This window comes from Lactococcus sp. EKM203L, from assembly GCF_011800585.1.
In the GTDB taxonomy this organism is placed as follows: Bacteria; Bacillota; Bacilli; order Lactobacillales; family Streptococcaceae; genus Lactococcus; species Lactococcus lactis.
Genome location: NZ_JAALEQ010000002.1, coordinates 230030 through 245296, shown reverse-complemented (window position 1 = coordinate 245296; position 15267 = coordinate 230030). Strand labels below are relative to the sequence as shown.

Annotated in this window: 12 protein-coding genes and 1 tRNA gene; 10 read left to right on the top strand and 3 right to left on the bottom strand. The window is 36.9% G+C overall.

Annotation, left to right across the window (positions count from 1 at the left end):
- Positions 1 to 2: 2 nt before the first annotated feature.
- A complete protein-coding gene (locus HFD15_RS04425; RefSeq protein WP_167593337.1) occupies positions 3 to 713 on the top strand; it encodes an MIP/aquaporin family protein in 711 nt (236 codons plus the stop codon).
- Positions 714 to 751: 38 nt separating this feature from the next.
- On the opposite strand, the gene HFD15_RS04420 is transcribed toward HFD15_RS04425, so the two are convergent.
- The gene (locus tag HFD15_RS04420; RefSeq protein ID WP_058208250.1) at positions 752 to 2131 is read right to left on the bottom strand and encodes a C69 family dipeptidase; all 1380 of its coding nucleotides are present in this window, start codon (positions 2129 to 2131) and stop codon (positions 752 to 754) included.
- A gap of 177 nt (positions 2132 to 2308) precedes the next feature.
- Between HFD15_RS04420 and HFD15_RS04415 the strand changes: the two genes are divergently transcribed.
- The 5 genes from HFD15_RS04415 to HFD15_RS04395 all read left to right on the top strand — a co-directional run bounded on the left by HFD15_RS04415 (position 2309) and on the right by HFD15_RS04395 (position 8308).
- Positions 2309 to 2956 (top strand): TetR/AcrR family transcriptional regulator, encoded by a 648-nt coding sequence (locus HFD15_RS04415; protein ID WP_058208251.1) that lies wholly within the window; start codon positions 2309 to 2311, stop codon positions 2954 to 2956.
- 86 nt (positions 2957 to 3042) lie between these two features.
- The gene (locus tag HFD15_RS04410) at positions 3043 to 3789 is read left to right on the top strand and encodes an ABC transporter ATP-binding protein (RefSeq protein ID WP_167593306.1); all 747 of its coding nucleotides are present in this window, start codon (positions 3043 to 3045) and stop codon (positions 3787 to 3789) included.
- Entirely contained in the window at positions 3786 to 4928 is a 1143-nt protein-coding gene (locus HFD15_RS04405; protein WP_058208252.1) for an ABC transporter permease, read from the top strand. The genes HFD15_RS04410 and HFD15_RS04405 overlap by 4 nt, the downstream gene beginning before the upstream one ends.
- Positions 4929 to 5025: 97 nt before the next feature.
- Positions 5026 to 6195, top strand: coding sequence for a class I SAM-dependent rRNA methyltransferase (locus HFD15_RS04400; RefSeq protein ID WP_167593307.1), 1170 nt, complete (start codon positions 5026 to 5028; stop codon positions 6193 to 6195).
- 190 nt (positions 6196 to 6385) lie between these two features.
- Positions 6386 to 8308, top strand: a complete 1923-nt coding sequence (locus HFD15_RS04395; RefSeq protein WP_033899336.1) for a fructose-1,6-bisphosphatase — start codon at positions 6386 to 6388, stop codon at positions 8306 to 8308.
- 79 nt (positions 8309 to 8387) lie between these two features.
- On the opposite strand, the gene HFD15_RS04390 is transcribed toward HFD15_RS04395, so the two are convergent.
- Together HFD15_RS04390 and HFD15_RS04385 are read right to left on the bottom strand one after the other, a co-directional pair.
- Positions 8388 to 8473, bottom strand: a tRNA-Leu gene (locus HFD15_RS04390).
- Between the two features lie 63 nt (positions 8474 to 8536).
- Positions 8537 to 9814, bottom strand: a complete 1278-nt coding sequence (locus tag HFD15_RS04385) for an NAD(P)/FAD-dependent oxidoreductase (protein WP_058208254.1) — start codon at positions 9812 to 9814, stop codon at positions 8537 to 8539.
- A 140-nt stretch (positions 9815 to 9954) separates the two neighbouring features.
- Between HFD15_RS04385 and HFD15_RS04380 the strand changes: the two genes are divergently transcribed.
- From HFD15_RS04380 to HFD15_RS04365, 4 genes are all read left to right on the top strand, one after another.
- Positions 9955 to 10782, top strand: a complete 828-nt coding sequence (locus HFD15_RS04380) for an NAD(P)H-hydrate dehydratase (protein ID WP_058208255.1) — start codon at positions 9955 to 9957, stop codon at positions 10780 to 10782.
- 148 nt (positions 10783 to 10930) lie between these two features.
- Positions 10931 to 11344 (top strand): DUF1398 domain-containing protein, encoded by a 414-nt coding sequence (locus tag HFD15_RS04375; protein WP_003131176.1) that lies wholly within the window; start codon positions 10931 to 10933, stop codon positions 11342 to 11344.
- 170 nt (positions 11345 to 11514) lie between these two features.
- Complete coding sequence (locus HFD15_RS04370) at positions 11515 to 13350, top strand: ABC transporter ATP-binding protein (protein WP_010905248.1); 1836 nt, start codon at positions 11515 to 11517, stop codon at positions 13348 to 13350.
- Positions 13347 to 15224, top strand: a complete 1878-nt coding sequence (locus HFD15_RS04365; protein ID WP_021723426.1) for an ABC transporter ATP-binding protein — start codon at positions 13347 to 13349, stop codon at positions 15222 to 15224. Before HFD15_RS04370 ends, HFD15_RS04365 begins: the two co-directional genes overlap by 4 nt.
- Positions 15225 to 15267 lie beyond the last annotated feature (43 nt).

Sequence of the window (15267 nt, the reverse complement as noted above, 5' to 3'; positions counted from 1 at the left end):
ACATTGAAATATTGGGAGAATTTCTGGGCACTTTCATCCTTGTATTATTAGGAAATGGGGTTGTCGCAGCAAATGTTTTAGGTAAAACAAAATCGGAAAATGCAGGTTGGGTGACTATTGCAATTGGTTGGGGCTTAGCAGTTGCTGTCGCTGTCTGGGTAGTTGGCTTCTTTTCACCCGCTTATCTCAATCCAGCCTTGGTCATTGGTTTTCTTGTCTTAGGGAAAATAAAGATTGGCTTAGCATTTGCTTTTATTGTAGCCGAATTTTTAGGTGCTATGTTAGGTGCTGTTGCCGTTTGGTTACATTATTATCCTCATTGGGAAGAAACAAAAGATTCTTCTCTAATCTTGGCAAGTTTTGCCACAGCACCCGCTATTCGTCATTCTTGGTCCAATTATTTAGGAGAAGCTTTTGATGGGGCGCTACTCATGATACTGATTATGGCAATGGGCCATTATCGTCTGGAAGGTGGTTTTGGTCCAATTATTGTCGGTTTTCTTATTATGGCAGTTGGTTTTTCTTTAGGACCAACAACTGGCTACGCGATGAATCCAGCACGTGACCTAGGTCCGAGAATAATGCACGCCCTTTTACCAATCAAAAATAAAGGAACTTCCGGCTGGGGCTATGCTTGGATTCCAGCAACTGGTTCAATTGTTGGTGCTGTAATTGCTGGACTACTCTATCAATGGATGTTGACGCTCCATTGATAGTATCTAAAAAATACGGATAATCCATCCGTATTTTTTTAATCATTAAAATCAAAGCGAAGTTTCATGTGATTGGAACCAGAAATAACCATTTTACCAAGAAGTTCAGTTTGAGCAGTCAGAGCAATCTGTGCAAGTTTTTCGTTCACTGCTTCAAGTGATTGGTCACTTCCTTTGTCGGTTTCGTTTTGTAAGGCTCTTAATTTTGCCATTGTGTTTAGGTCAAAATTGTCTCTTTTATCGACATAGCCTTGGAAATTACTATCTCCTAGAACAGCGGTCATTGTAGTCAACCAATACATTTTGGTTGGGTCAAAGTCGGCTTTTGTATCGCGATAACAAGTAGGGGTATCACTTACTCTAGCATAAAATGGAACGAGGCTATTGAAACTGTTAGGTCCAAAAGCAAGCCAATGAATGCCAGCAAGCTCCTTGTCTATATTATCTCGAATTTGTAAAACATGAAGTTCCAAATTACGATTGAGTCCAATTGGTCGAATCAATTTTTGTTCTGCGGCGCTTGATGTTGTGCTGTATGGGTCATAAGCTGTATTTTCATAATGACTTGACATGACAAACTTAATTTCTTCAATGGAAATTTTGCGATTGGCATGGCAGATGAAAGGTAAATCTTGGTTAAATGGATCGTCATTTCCTGTGGTTTCTGGAGAAAAATAGTTTTGTACATACCAAGCGCGTGGATTGTTGTAGCGCGTGTCTTTAATGGTACTTGAACCAAAAATATGACGAAGGTTATAACCATCAAAGTCTGGATTAAGCTTGTTCTTATCAATAAATTCTTTCAAACCAGTTGAATAAATCGTGTCAGAACTTTCAAAATCATACCAATCGATATTAAGACGATTAGGAGCAATAACATAAGCGTCGTCGGGGATACGAATAGCTGCCCATTGATGTCCACCTAGTGTTTCTAACCACCAAATTTCATCTTTATCAGAAAAAGCCATCCCGTTTGATTCATAAGTTCCATATTTTTCTAAGAGTTGCCCCATCCGTTCAACACCCTCACGCGCACTCTGGATATAAGGGAGGGTAATTGTTGTGAAGTCTTCTTCACCTAGTCCTGCTTCAACATAAGGGTCCAATCCCAAGATACGACTATTTGTTGTTGAGGTTTCTGTCGCAGTCATGGCAACATTCTCACTATTAATTCCAGCCGCTGCCCATATACCATAGGTTGAATCCGCATCAGGTGTAGAAGTATATGATAGGGGATTTTCTGGTAAGTCAAATTCACAAGCTGTGGCGATAGAGCGATAGTGCTTGGGTTGATTTTCAGGATTGATGACAACAAAACGTTGGGGATTAGGTTTATCTCCACCATCTTCGTTTCGTGCAATTAAAGTTGTGCCATCTAATGAGGCTTTTTTACCGACGAGAAATGTTGTACAGGTCATATGAACTCCTTTATAAAGATATAAGTGATTTGTGCTAAGTTCCTCAAAGCGTAAAGTTCTTATCATTATACTACAAAATGCTATTTTTATATAGCTTTATTAGACTTTATTTGATGTTCATTCTTCAAAATATTATAATGAATGAGTAATCATTTATTCAGTTTAAAAGGAGATATCATGTCTGAAGAACAAACATTAAATGAGGTTTATGCTGATACCCTAAAAAAAATGGAAAATTTGACAGAAAAGCAAAAGAAAGTTTTACAGGCGTCATTAGAGCTCTTTGCATCACAAGGCTTTGAAGCGACAACTTCTCAACAAATTGCAAAAAGGGCGGGAGTTTCTGTTGGTTCTGTTTACCACACTTTCCCCACGAAACAAGCCATTCTTGTAGCGGTACTTGCACCTATCTTTGAGGTGACAATGGATACTGTCGCCAATCAATTTAATGATAATACATTTGGCAAAGGATTTGAAAGCGTGGAAGAGCTCGTTAAGGTAACCATTGCTGACCGTTTTTATTTTGCCGATAAAAATATAAATGTGATTCGCTTGATGTTGGGACAAATGCTTGTTAATTCCGTTTTTGTTGAAGACTTAAAAAAATTTTTCGAGCAACAGGCCAAACAGTTAGTTTTACCAACAATTGTTCGCCTCCAAGCGGAACAAAAAATAAAAAATCTTCCGATTGAAAAAATTCTACAGATTCTTTTTTATCCTTTAGCGACCTATATAGGTAAAAGAGTTTTGGGAATTAACAATATGTCATTAGAGGAAGAAATAGAATTTGCCACTGAAATTACTATAAAGACACTCAAAGTTTAATTTTTGACAATCATGAATTGAAGTGATAAAATTACTTCAACAAGAAAAATGAACGAGCACTCATTCATTGTTTGAGGGAGAATAATATGAAATCACCGATTGCTATTAATGATATTAGTGTGAAATTTGGCGATAAGGCAATATTAGACCATTTATCCTATGAATTTGAAAGTGGAAAAATTATTTGTTTGATTGGACCTTCTGGAGCTGGTAAGTCAACCTTTATCAAGGCCATTGTTGGAATGCAAAAATTGGATTCTGGCAATGTTAAGATTCTTGAAAGAAAAATTCCTGACAGAGAAGTATTAGGGAAATTAGGCTATATGGCGCAAGAAGACGCCCTATTTAAGGAATTGACCGGCAAACAAAATTTAGAATTTTTTGGTTCTTTGCAAGGAATCAAAAAAAAGGATTTACAAGGAAAACTTGATAAGGCAGCTGCTACAGTAAATCTGACTAAGCAGTTAAATCAATCAATTTCTAATTATTCAGGAGGAATGCAAAGGCGCTTATCACTCGCTATTGCTCTGCAAACGGATGCTCCGATTTTACTTTTAGATGAACCAACTGTTGGGATTGATCCAGAATTGCGTCAAGAAATTTGGGAAGAGCTGCGAAATCAAGCAAATCAAGGGAAAACAATATTAATTACGACGCATGTTATGGATGAAGCTGAACGTTGTGATGTCGTACTGATGCTTAGAAATGGTAAATTTATAGCAGGAGGTTCGCCAAAGGAAATTAAGGAAAAGTATCAAGTTGCCTCGGTTGAGGAAGCCTTTATTGTTGCGGGAAAAAATTTAGAGTTAGAAAATAAGGGGGCAGCGAAATGAGAACACTTGCTATCTTTAAACGAATTATGCTTCAACGGCGTGGTGACCCTAGGACGCTGGCAATGATGTTTTTAGCTCCAATATTTATTTTGACGCTCATGTACTTTCTCTTTCAAGTACCGTCAAATAATGCTTACAGAGTGGGTTTGAAGTCTGATAATACAGAATTAACAAGAGCTTTGAAGGATATGCCAAATGATAAAGCACATCTGAAAGTGATTAGTGTTTCTGAAAATAATCGCTCAACAATGAATGAGAAAGATTTGAGTGCAATTGTTAGTATTTCGGGAAAAAATATTGATGTTAGTTATGCTAATCAGTCAAATGGAACAAGTTCTGCGATTAAGCTACTTTTAACACAAGTCATTCAAGAAAGCCAAGTTAAGGCAACTAAAGAGGAGACTAAGCAGGCTCTGCAAAATTTGATAAGTAAGTTACCTCAAACATCAGGTCAAAGTTTTTCAACAAATTTCAGGGTTGATACAGAGCAGTATAAAGTAACGAGTCACTATTTGTACGGAGATCCTAGTAGTACAAATGCTACTTTTGATGATTTAGCACCGATTTTAGTTGGAGCCTTTGCTTTCTTCTTGGTGCTTCTAATTTCAGGTATTTCATTAGTGAACGAGCGAACCTCAGGGACGCTGGGGAGAATGTTAGTCACTCCTGTGAAACGAACTGAAATCGTGACGGGCTATACTTTGAGTTATGGAATTCTTGCAATGATTCAAACAACACTCATGGTTGTTTTTACTTATTGGATTTTAGGGGTTCATAATAACGGAAATATTGGTTGGGTCTTTGTCATTAATTTCTTTATCGCCATCATCGCTTTATTGTTTGGATTACTTTTATCCACATTAGCAAAAACAGAATTTCAATTTGTACAGATGATTCCTTTAGCGATTGTTCCCCAATTTTTATTTTCTGGTTTGATTCCTGTGGATACGATGCCGGTCATTCTTCAAGCAATCGCTCATTGTATTCCGGTTTATTATGGAATTTCTGCCATGCAAGAGGTAGTTAAAAGAGGAGTAGGATTCTCTGGAATCTGGTTTGATTTGCTCATTATGCTACTTTTTGCGGCTCTGCTCTATCTTGCGAATGTTTTAGCTTTGAAAAATGTTCGTCGGACTTAAAAATATGCTTTTGACTGTATAACTACTGGATAGTCTATCTGGTGGTTATTTTGGTTTTTAAAAGAAAAAGAAAGTACTTTTTTGTTATAATTAAAGCATGAAAAAAATTACAGTACGGACAAAAGCAGCAAAGAAATTGCGGGCTGGTTATCCACTTTTGGTGGCAGAAGATTTAAATTCACCCCTTTTGGGGGATGATTTTGCACAATTTTTTGATGAAAAAGGGCAAGCGCTTGGAACAGGTTATCTTTCAAAACAAAATAAAGGAGTGGGTTGGCTTTTAGATTCTTCGTCAGTAAAAATTGACCATCATTTTTATGTGGAAAAATTTGTCAATGCACGCGCTTTACGGGCGAACTTCTATCAGGATGAATTAACGAACGCCTTTCGTCTTTTTAATGGTGAAGGAGATGGATTAGGCGGCTTAACCATTGATTTTTATAATGGTTTTGCTGTCTTTTCTTGGTACAATCAATTTATATATAGTCAAAAAAAAGCGATTGTTAAGGCTTTTCAAGTCGTGTTCCCAGATATTAAAGGGGCTTATGAAAAACTTCGTTTTTCTGAGGCTGCTTTAGAAAGTCAACATATTTTTGGCCAAGAAGCGGCTGAACCTTTGTTGGTCATGGAAAATGGCGTGACTTATGCGACTTATCTAAATGAAGGGTTAATGACAGGAATTTTTCTTGACCAAAAAAATGTTCGCGGGGCACTTGCGGGCGGTCTTTCAACTGGTAAAACTTTACTAAATATGTTTAGTTATACAGGCGCTTTTTCAGTTGCAGCAGCTTTTGGAGGGAGCAGTCAAACAACGTCAGTCGATTTGGCGAAACGTTCGCTTGATAAAACGAGAGAACAATTTTTGGTCAATGGAATTGAACCAGAGAGTCAAAAAATCTATGTGATGGATGTTTTTGGTTATTTTAATTATGCTAAGAAAAAAGAATTGACTTATGACATGATTGTCCTCGACCCTCCTTCATTTGCCAGAAATGGTAAAAAAACATTCTCAGTAGCTAAAAATTATGGCGACCTTGTTAAAGAAGCTGTTGAAATTTTAGAAAATAATGGGACATTAATTGCATCAACAAATGCAGCAAATGTTTCTGATAAAAAATTCCGTCAAATGATTGAAGAAGCGCTCAAAAATAAGGGAGTAAAATTTACCGTTTTCCAAGAAGAAAAATTACCAGCTGATTTTCATATTGCTGACAGCTTTCCAGAAGGAAATTATCTTAAAGTATTATTTATTAAAATCAAAAAATAGTCTGTCATTACTGACAGATTTTTTTGTCAGTAAAAATTTTACTGACAGAAATAATGATTAATTACAAATGTGAGCGCTTTACTATCTGCTTTCTATATGATAAAATGCAAGAATAAGTCTAATAATTCCCGACTTTTTTAGATAGAAAGCAGAGTGTGAATGAGGGATCGAAACCTCATTTACTTTTATTATGGATAAAAAATATTATCAATTACTAAAAAAACAGTTTTCGTCAAAGGAAGCAGTACTGACAGAAATTATTAATTTGAGTGCTATTTGTGAACTACCAAAAGCAACAGAGCATTTTATGAGTGATGTGCATGGTGAATATGATGCTTTTAATCATGTTTTGAGAAATGGTTCTGGCAGTATCAAAGAAAAACTTAGAGATTGTTTTCCAGAATTTTCTGCGACAGAAATATCATCACTTGCAACCTTGATTTATTATCCACAAGAAAAACTAGATTCTGAGTGTCAACTAAAAGAGACAGAAGAATTTGAGAACTATTGTCAAATCAATTTAGTTTATCTTTTAAAGACTGTAAAATTTGTCGGTCAAAAATATACTCGATCAAAAGTCCGAAAAGCTTTTCCAGAAAAATTTCGATATATCTTAGAAGAGTTAATCAATGAAGTGGATTCGACGACTGATAAAAGAGATTATTTTGATTCAATCCTTTCGCAATTGCAAAATTTGGGTGAACTTACTCGCTTAATTGTTGCACTTGCAGATACGATTCGCAGATTGACGGTTGACCACCTTCATGTGGTGGGAGATATTTATGATCGAGGACCTTATCCAGATAAAATCATTGACCGCTTAATAAAAATGCCCTCAGTTGATGTTCAATGGGGCAATCATGATATTGTATGGATGGCAGCTTTTAGTGGTTCACCTTTAGCCATGATGAATGTAATTAGAATCTGTGCCCGCTATGGAAATCTCGATATTCTTGAAGAATCTTATGGGATTAATTTACGGATGATTTTAGAGTATGCTGAACGTTATTATGAGCCAAGTGAGGCTTTTCAACCACGCTTGGTCGACGGGGTTCGTTTGTCAGATGATGAAAAGGCACTCCTTAATAAATTACAAGAAGCCACAGCCATTTTACAATTTAAGTTAGAGAGTCAGTTGATAAAACGCCGACCTGATTTTCAACTTGAACATCGTGATGTCCTTCATTTCATTGATTTTTCCGAAAAAACAATAAAATTGGGAACTGAAGTTTATGAATTAACTGATTTTCAAGCGCCCACAGTAAATCCTGAGCAGCCTGAAAGTTTGACCGCTGAAGAAGAAAAAATAATCAGTCATTTATTAAATAATTTTAGAAGTTCTGATAAACTTAAACGTCATGTTGAATTTTTACAAGAAAAGGGAGCCATGTATCTTTCTTACAATGGAAACTTGTTGATTCATGGCTGTCTTCCCTTACATGAAAATGGTGATTTTAAATCATTTACGGTTAACAAAGAGGCTCATGCTGGCCGTGATTTACTTGATTTCTTTGACCAAGAGGTTAGAAAATGTCTTGCTCATCCAGAAAACTCGACGGATTTAGCAACAGATTTGATGTGGTATCTTTGGGTGGGAGAATGCTCTTCATTATTTGGTAAAACGGCAATGACAACCTTTGAACGCTATTATATCAAGGATAAGAAAACGCATGTGGAAAAGAAAAATCCTTATTATCAATTGCGTGAGGAAGCTGAAATTATCAGGAAAATTTTAGAAAACTTTGGTTTAGATGAAGGGGGACATTTGGTGAATGGGCACACCCCTATCAAAGAAAAAAATGGTGAAAATCCAATCAAGGCAGATGGAAAGTTGATTGTGATAGATGGTGGTTTTGCAAAAGCTTATCAAAAGGAAACAGGAATTGCTGGGTATACTCTTCTTTATAATAGTTTTGGCATTCAACTGGTTGCGCATCAACCCTTTTCAACCGTTAAAGAAGCAGTTGAAAAAGGGACGGATATTATAAGCCTGAAACGCCTGGTAGCCGAAGTTGACCAAAGAAAACGAGTCAAGGATACAAATGTTGGCCAAACTTTGTTAAGTGAAATAGCAGATTTAGAAGTACTTTTTGAACATTATGAGGAATTTTAAAAGTACCAGTGTTGGTACTTTTTATTTGTTTTCCAAAAAAGACAATAAAAAAACTCAGCCTTAGCCGAGTTAATATTAGTGCGGTGGGCGGGACTTGAACCCGCACCAAGAAAATTCCCGACAGGATCCTTAATCCTGCGCGTCTGCCAATTCCGCCACCACCGCAAAACAGTACTTTAATATAGTACCATTTCTATAAAGAATGTGCAAGCCTGAGCTAGGGCTGACTTATTGTTGGAAATAAGATGCGATTTGGGCAGCGTGTTTTCCAGCAACAAAACCTGTCACAAAGGCGCAGGTAATATTATAACCGCCAGTGTATCCATTAATATCTAAAAGTTCACCGGTCATGAATAAACCTTGGGTTTGTTTACTCTCCATACTTTTAGGATTTATTTCTTTGAGAGAAACACCGCCACCTGTTACAAAAGATTTCTCAATTGGTAAAGTTTTGCTAATTGTGATTTGCCAATTTTTGAAAAGATTAGCGATTTTATCAATTTGCTGCTCAGATAGCGTCTTGGCAGAAAGACTAGGGTCAATTCCAGCTTTTTCAAGGATAAATAGAAGCATACGTTCTTGGGTCAATCCTGAGAAGGCATTTTTAATTGATTTATCTGTTTTAGAAAGGCTAGTCAGTTCATTTTTCAAAGAGCCCAACTTTTTTTCGGGGAATTGGTCTAAGCTGACTGTGACCATTTTTTCACCTTTAGCAAGAAGTTGGTTAATGAAACTTGAACAACGCAGAGCAGCTGGACCAGAAATTCCGAAATGCGTAAATAATAAATCATGCTGATGAGAGATGATTGCTTTTCCCTTAGAATTGAGTACTGAGAGTTTGATTTCGCGTAGGGAAATGCCTTGAAGACTTTTGTCTAAAATGAATGGTTCGTCAGAAATCAGGGCAGATTCAGTGGCATAGAGTTGTGAAATACTATGCCCTGCTGAGCGTGCTAAACGATAGCCATCACCAGTTGAACCTGTGGAAGGATAAGCGCGTCCGCCTGTTGAGAGGATAATTGTAGGGCTTAAAAAGCTCTCGCTATCCGTTTCAAGACCAATTACCGCTCCGTTTTCAATGAGAAGCTTATCAACCGCTTGGCTTGGAAAATAAGAAACATGGAGGCTCAAAATTTTATTGAAGAGGGCATCAACAATTGTTTTTGATTTGTCGGTTATAGGGAACATGCGCCCGTGGTCTTCTTCTTTTAATTTAACACCATTGCTTTCAAAAAATTCGATAATATCAAGGTTAGAAAATTGAGAAAAGGCTGAATGAAGAAAACGACCATTTCCAGGAACATTTGTTAATATTTCGTCAACAGAGCGGGCATTTGTCACATTACAGCGTCCGCCACCTGTCATTAATAATTTTTTTCCGACTTTTTTATTTTTATCAATAAGAGCAACTTTTGCTCCATTTTGCGCGGCTGAGATGGCAGCCATCATTCCAGAAGGGCCTGCGCCAACAACAATAACGTCAAATGTTTTAGCTGATTTTGTCATGCTTTAATTTTAACATGATGTGAGCAGAAATAGGGGAAAGAGTATTGAAAAATAGTAAATTTAAATTCAGCGAGCGATAAGGCTTTTAAATATTGATATTTGATATTGGAAATCGATATGAAATGCGGTAAAATAGCATTATGATTGAACTGACTGATGAAATTTTAGCAAAAGTAATTAAAAAACGTAAAAAAGCTTCTTACAAAGGAACTTATGGTCGCTTATTAGTGATTGGCGGTAATCGTCAATATGGTGGTGCGGCTATTTTGGCGACGACAAGTGCAGTTTATTCAGGTGCGGGCTTAGTTTCTGTGACACTGGCTAAAGAAAATCATAGTGCTTTACAGGCAAGACTTCCAGAAGCAATGACTTTAGATTTTGATGATTTGATAAAGCTAAGAGAAGTAGCAAAAGCTGCTGACGTTATTGTTATTGGTCCAGGATTGGGCTTAGAAAGACTAGATTTACTGACAGAAGTTTTGAATTTACTGACAGAAAATCAAAAGTTGGTCATTGATGGTTCGGCACTGACCCTTTTTGCTAGAGAGCATTTAGACTTACTATTTCCTGAAAATACGGTTTTTACACCTCATGAAATGGAATTGGAACGACTTTCTGGTTTGAAAATTGGTCAACAAACCAAAGAAGAAGTTCAAGATTTTGTTAATCAACTCGGAGCGATTGTCGTTGCTAAATCTTCAGAAACACGAATTTTTGCGCCAAATCGGGAATCATTTATCTTGAAAATAGGAAGTCCAGCTCAGGCAACTGGGGGAATGGGGGACACTTTAGCCGGGATGGTTGGTGGCTTTTTAGCTCAGTTTCATGGAGAAACAGAGGAAGTAGTTGCTGCTGCAACTTATTTGCATAGTTTAATTGCAAGCGTCTTAGCTCAGAAATCATATGTGGTCTTGCCAAGTCGATTGATTGAAGAAATTCCATTATTTATGAAAAAATATGAATGCTGATTAATTCTGTCAGTTCAATGCGACAAGGGGAGTATTGAAGTTGGGAATAAAAAAATTACTGACGAAAATTTCAGTCCTCCGTCAGCATTTTTTTCTTAGAATTTTTGTTATAATTAATCATCAAAATAAATGAAGATGAGGTCAAAAGATGAATGCAATTGAACTTGTGCAAGGCGCCATGAAAAAAGCAGAGAAAATTCGTCCAAAAGTAGGTGGTTTTCCATACTTGGCTGAATGTATGCGAGAAGCTGGAGTTTTAAAAAATGTTTGGACCCTTCCTGCCGGACAAAGTACGTTTTGGACAAGCGCTGGCGTAATTAGCGTGACCAATTCACCAATGGTGAGTGGTTTTCATGAGGTGCCAGTTTTTGACCAAGAAGCTTTGATTAAGGCCTTGCGGGCTGACCAAGCTGGACAAACGACTTTTCCGGAATTCTTGAGTGCCACTTGGGAAGCTGGTGTGATTTCTTATGAAGCTGATTTTTCAGAAAGAAAAGTCACTTATCTAGGAAGTCAAGGAGAAAGCTATGTTGAGGCCTATCCAGCAGTCGAAATTCATTAAAAAGTTACTGACAGAATGATTAAAATATTTGGTAAAATTATTTACTAAATTAATCATTCTGTCAGTAACTTTTCTGTTAATTTCTGATAAAAGTGCTATAATATTTGAATGAAAACTAAGAAAAATAAAGAAAAACTACTAAGGGTAGTTTCTGGGGAAAAGGGGAAATTATGCTAACGATTGGAAGGCGATATTTAAATTTTTGGCCTGTATTTTGGGCACTTTTTTTGTTAGTTATTCAAGTTGTGACTAATCTTTGGCTTCCAACGATTACAGCGGATATTATCAATAAAGGTATTGGTCAATCTGATATGAAATATATCTGGTTTATGGGTCTAATTATGCTTTTCGTTTCTCTGGCCAGTTGGCTTTCGGCAATTGGAAATGTTTATTTTGCTTCCAAACAATCTCAAGGATTGGGCCTGAAATTACGCCATGATTTATTTAAGAAAGTTTTATTCATGGACGAGCGCAACTTTCAGGAATTTGGTGATGCAACTTTAATTACACGTACAACAAATGATGTGACTCAATTGCAAAATGTCTTTCAAACGATGTTACGAATGATGCTCATGGCGCCAATGATGCTCATTGGTTCTATTTTCATGGCTTGGAAATTATCACATGATTTACTGCTGGTTTTTTTGATTGCCCTGCCTATTTTAACTTTGGCTGTCGTTATTAATATTGCTATTTCCATGCCACGGTTTCGGTCAATGCAAACAAAAGTTGATAAAATTAATCTGATTTTTCAACAAGGTTTAACTGGTGTTCGGGTGATTCGTGCTTTTAGACGAGACCAATATGAAATTGATAAATTTGATGAGGCTAACCGTGATTTGACACATACCAGTCAAGTGGTTTTGACGACGATTGCGATGTTAATGCCAATTATGACAGTTATTCTCAGTTTTACAAATATTGGAATTGTTTGGTTTGGCGCTCATCTTATCAGTAAAAATATGATGGAAATGGGTTCATTAGTTGCCTTTTTGACCTATGCCACACAGATTTTGATGTCATTTATGCAATTATCAGCAGTTGCTGTCATGGTGCCACGAGCTCAGGTTTCAGCTGTTCGAGTTCGAGAAATTTTAGAATCTAAAGATAAAATTACTGATGAAAATTCGAGCATATCCGTAGAGGCGCTAAAGCGCCAACGGCTATCCTCTGACGGAAATGACAAGTTGTCTGAAAGCAATTCTGTCCGCAATTCTCTAGCTCTTAATCATGTATCTTTCAAATTTGATGAAGCAAAAAGACAAGCGCTAAGTGACTTGTCAGTAAATGTAGCAGCTGGTCAGACCTTAGCAATTATTGGGGGGACTGGTTCTGGTAAATCAACGATTTTGAATTTGATTGCCAGATTAATTGACCCAACAAATGGAAGTGTCACAATTGATGGTACTGATATTCGCCAAATTTCACAGTATGACTTGCATGAAAAAGTTTCTTTTACGCAACAAAAAGCTCAACTTTTTTCGGGAACTGTCCGCTCGAATCTTCAATTTGGGAAAAGTGATGCAACAGATGAAGAAATGTGGCAAGCTTTGGAAATTGCACAAGCTGCTGATTTCGTTCGTGAACAAGGTGGACTTGAGCTGGCGGTCGAACAAAATGGCGCAAATTTCTCTGGTGGTCAAAAACAAAGAATTTCGATTGCTAGAACCTTGATTAAAGAGGCAGAAATTTATCTATTTGACGATTCATTTTCGGCCCTGGACTTTGCTACTGACAGACAATTACGAACAGCTATTAATCATTCGGAAAAACATAAAAATAAAATCAAGGTGATTGTGGCTCAAAGAATCGCAACCGTTATGTCAGCTGACCAAATCTTAGTTTTAGAAAATGGAATTGCCGTAGGACTTGGTACTCATGAAAGTTTGGCAAAATCATGTCCGCAATATCAAGAAACAATGCAATCTCAACTCTCGGATGATGATTTGGTCAAGATGGGTGTTTCAATTGCACATTTGACCGCCAGAGGAGGTGATGACCAATGATGAGAGGAAATTATCTCAATCGAGGTGGCAAAGGGGCTGACCGTTTTCAAAAAGGTCGGCGAGCTCAAAATTTCTTTCCAACGATTATTCGACTTTTCAAATATATGCGCAGAGATTTATGGGGACTTCTTTTTTCAATTTTAATTGCTTCGCTGTCAGTCATTTTGTCGGTTCAGGCACCCAAAATTTTGGGAAATGCAACCACAGTGATATTTGATGGCGTAACAAAAAGTCTAAAAAATCATACCGCAATTCAAATTGACATGGCTAAGGTCGAATCTATTTTGCTTTATGTCATGGTCATTTATCTGATTTCATTTATCTCTGGGATTTTGCAACAAAGCATTATGACACGCATTTCGCAACGAACAGTTTATACTTTACGTCGTGAATTTAAAAACAAAATGAAAAAATTGCCAGTTTCATATTATGATAGCCATAGTAATGGGGATATCATGAGTCGAATGATAAATGATATGGATAATATTTCAGGGACTTTAAATCAAACTTTGATTCAGCTTATCACAAGTCTCTTGCAATTTGTTGGAACTATTTATTTCATGTTGACAATTTCTTGGCAGTTGGCACTCGTCGCCTTTATCACAGTTCCTTTGGCAATGATTACGGTAAGGATTGTCGCACCTTTATCGCAAAAATTCTTTGCTGAACAACAAAAAAATCTGGGATTATTGAATGACCAAATTGAAGAAAATTATGCAGGGCATGCGGTCATTAAAACATTCAATCATGAAGCCTCAGCTGAAAAAGAATTCGCAAAAAGAAATGATAATTTTTATAAATCAGCTTGGAAAGCTCAATTTGTATCGACTTTGATTTATCCAACCATGCGATTTATCAATAATTTAGATTACTTAGCCATGGCCGTAATTGGTGGTCTTAAAGTTATTTCAGGGACGGTTAATCTCGGAGATGTTCAAGCCATGTTGCAATATACCAATCAATTTGCACAGCCAATCACAAATATCTCGAATATGCTCAATACCATTCAGGCTACAGTTGCGTCAGCCGAACGAATTTTTGAAGTATTAGATGAAAAAGAAATGACTGACGGAATTCCTGTCAGTGAAAAAGTTGCTGACGAAAGTTCAAAAAAAGCTGTCAGTAATTTAGGAGCGACTGACAAGACTGATTTCATCAATTTTGACCAAGTCGCATTTTCTTATAATGAAAATCAATCCTTAATGACAGATGTTAATTTTTCCGTTGAAGTTGGGCAAATGATTGCCATTGTGGGACCAACTGGAGCAGGTAAAACAACAATGATTAACTTGCTCGAACGATTTTACGATGTCACTTCGGGAAAAATTTTACTTGAAGGAAAAGACATTCGCGAAATTGACCGTGAACAATTACGTGGACGAATGGCAATGGTTTTACAAGAAACCTGGTTGTTCTCAGGGACAATTATGGATAATTTACAGTATGGTCGTCTTGAAGCAACACAAGAAGAAGTGATTCAAGCAGCTAAAATGGCACATGCTGATGAATTTATCACCACTTTACCTCAAGGTTATCAAACCCTTTTGAATGAAGCCGCAAGCAATATTTCTCAGGGGCAAAGGCAGTTATTAACCATCGCCCGTGCCTTTTTAGCAAATCCAGAAATATTGATTTTGGATGAAGCCACATCCAGTGTAGATACAAGAACGGAGCGCCTGATTCAATCAGCGATGAATCGTCTATTAAAAGGACGGACAAGCTTTGTCGTTGCTCACCGTTTATCAACTATTCGTGATGCCAATCAGATTTTGGTTATGGAAAATGGAAATATTGTGGAAATGGGGAACCATGAAAGTCTCCTTAAAGAAAACGGATTATATGCCAGCCTTTATAATTCGCAATTTGCAAAATAAGATATCGAAAAAATCAGTCTCTTTTTGATTGATTTTTTTGTTT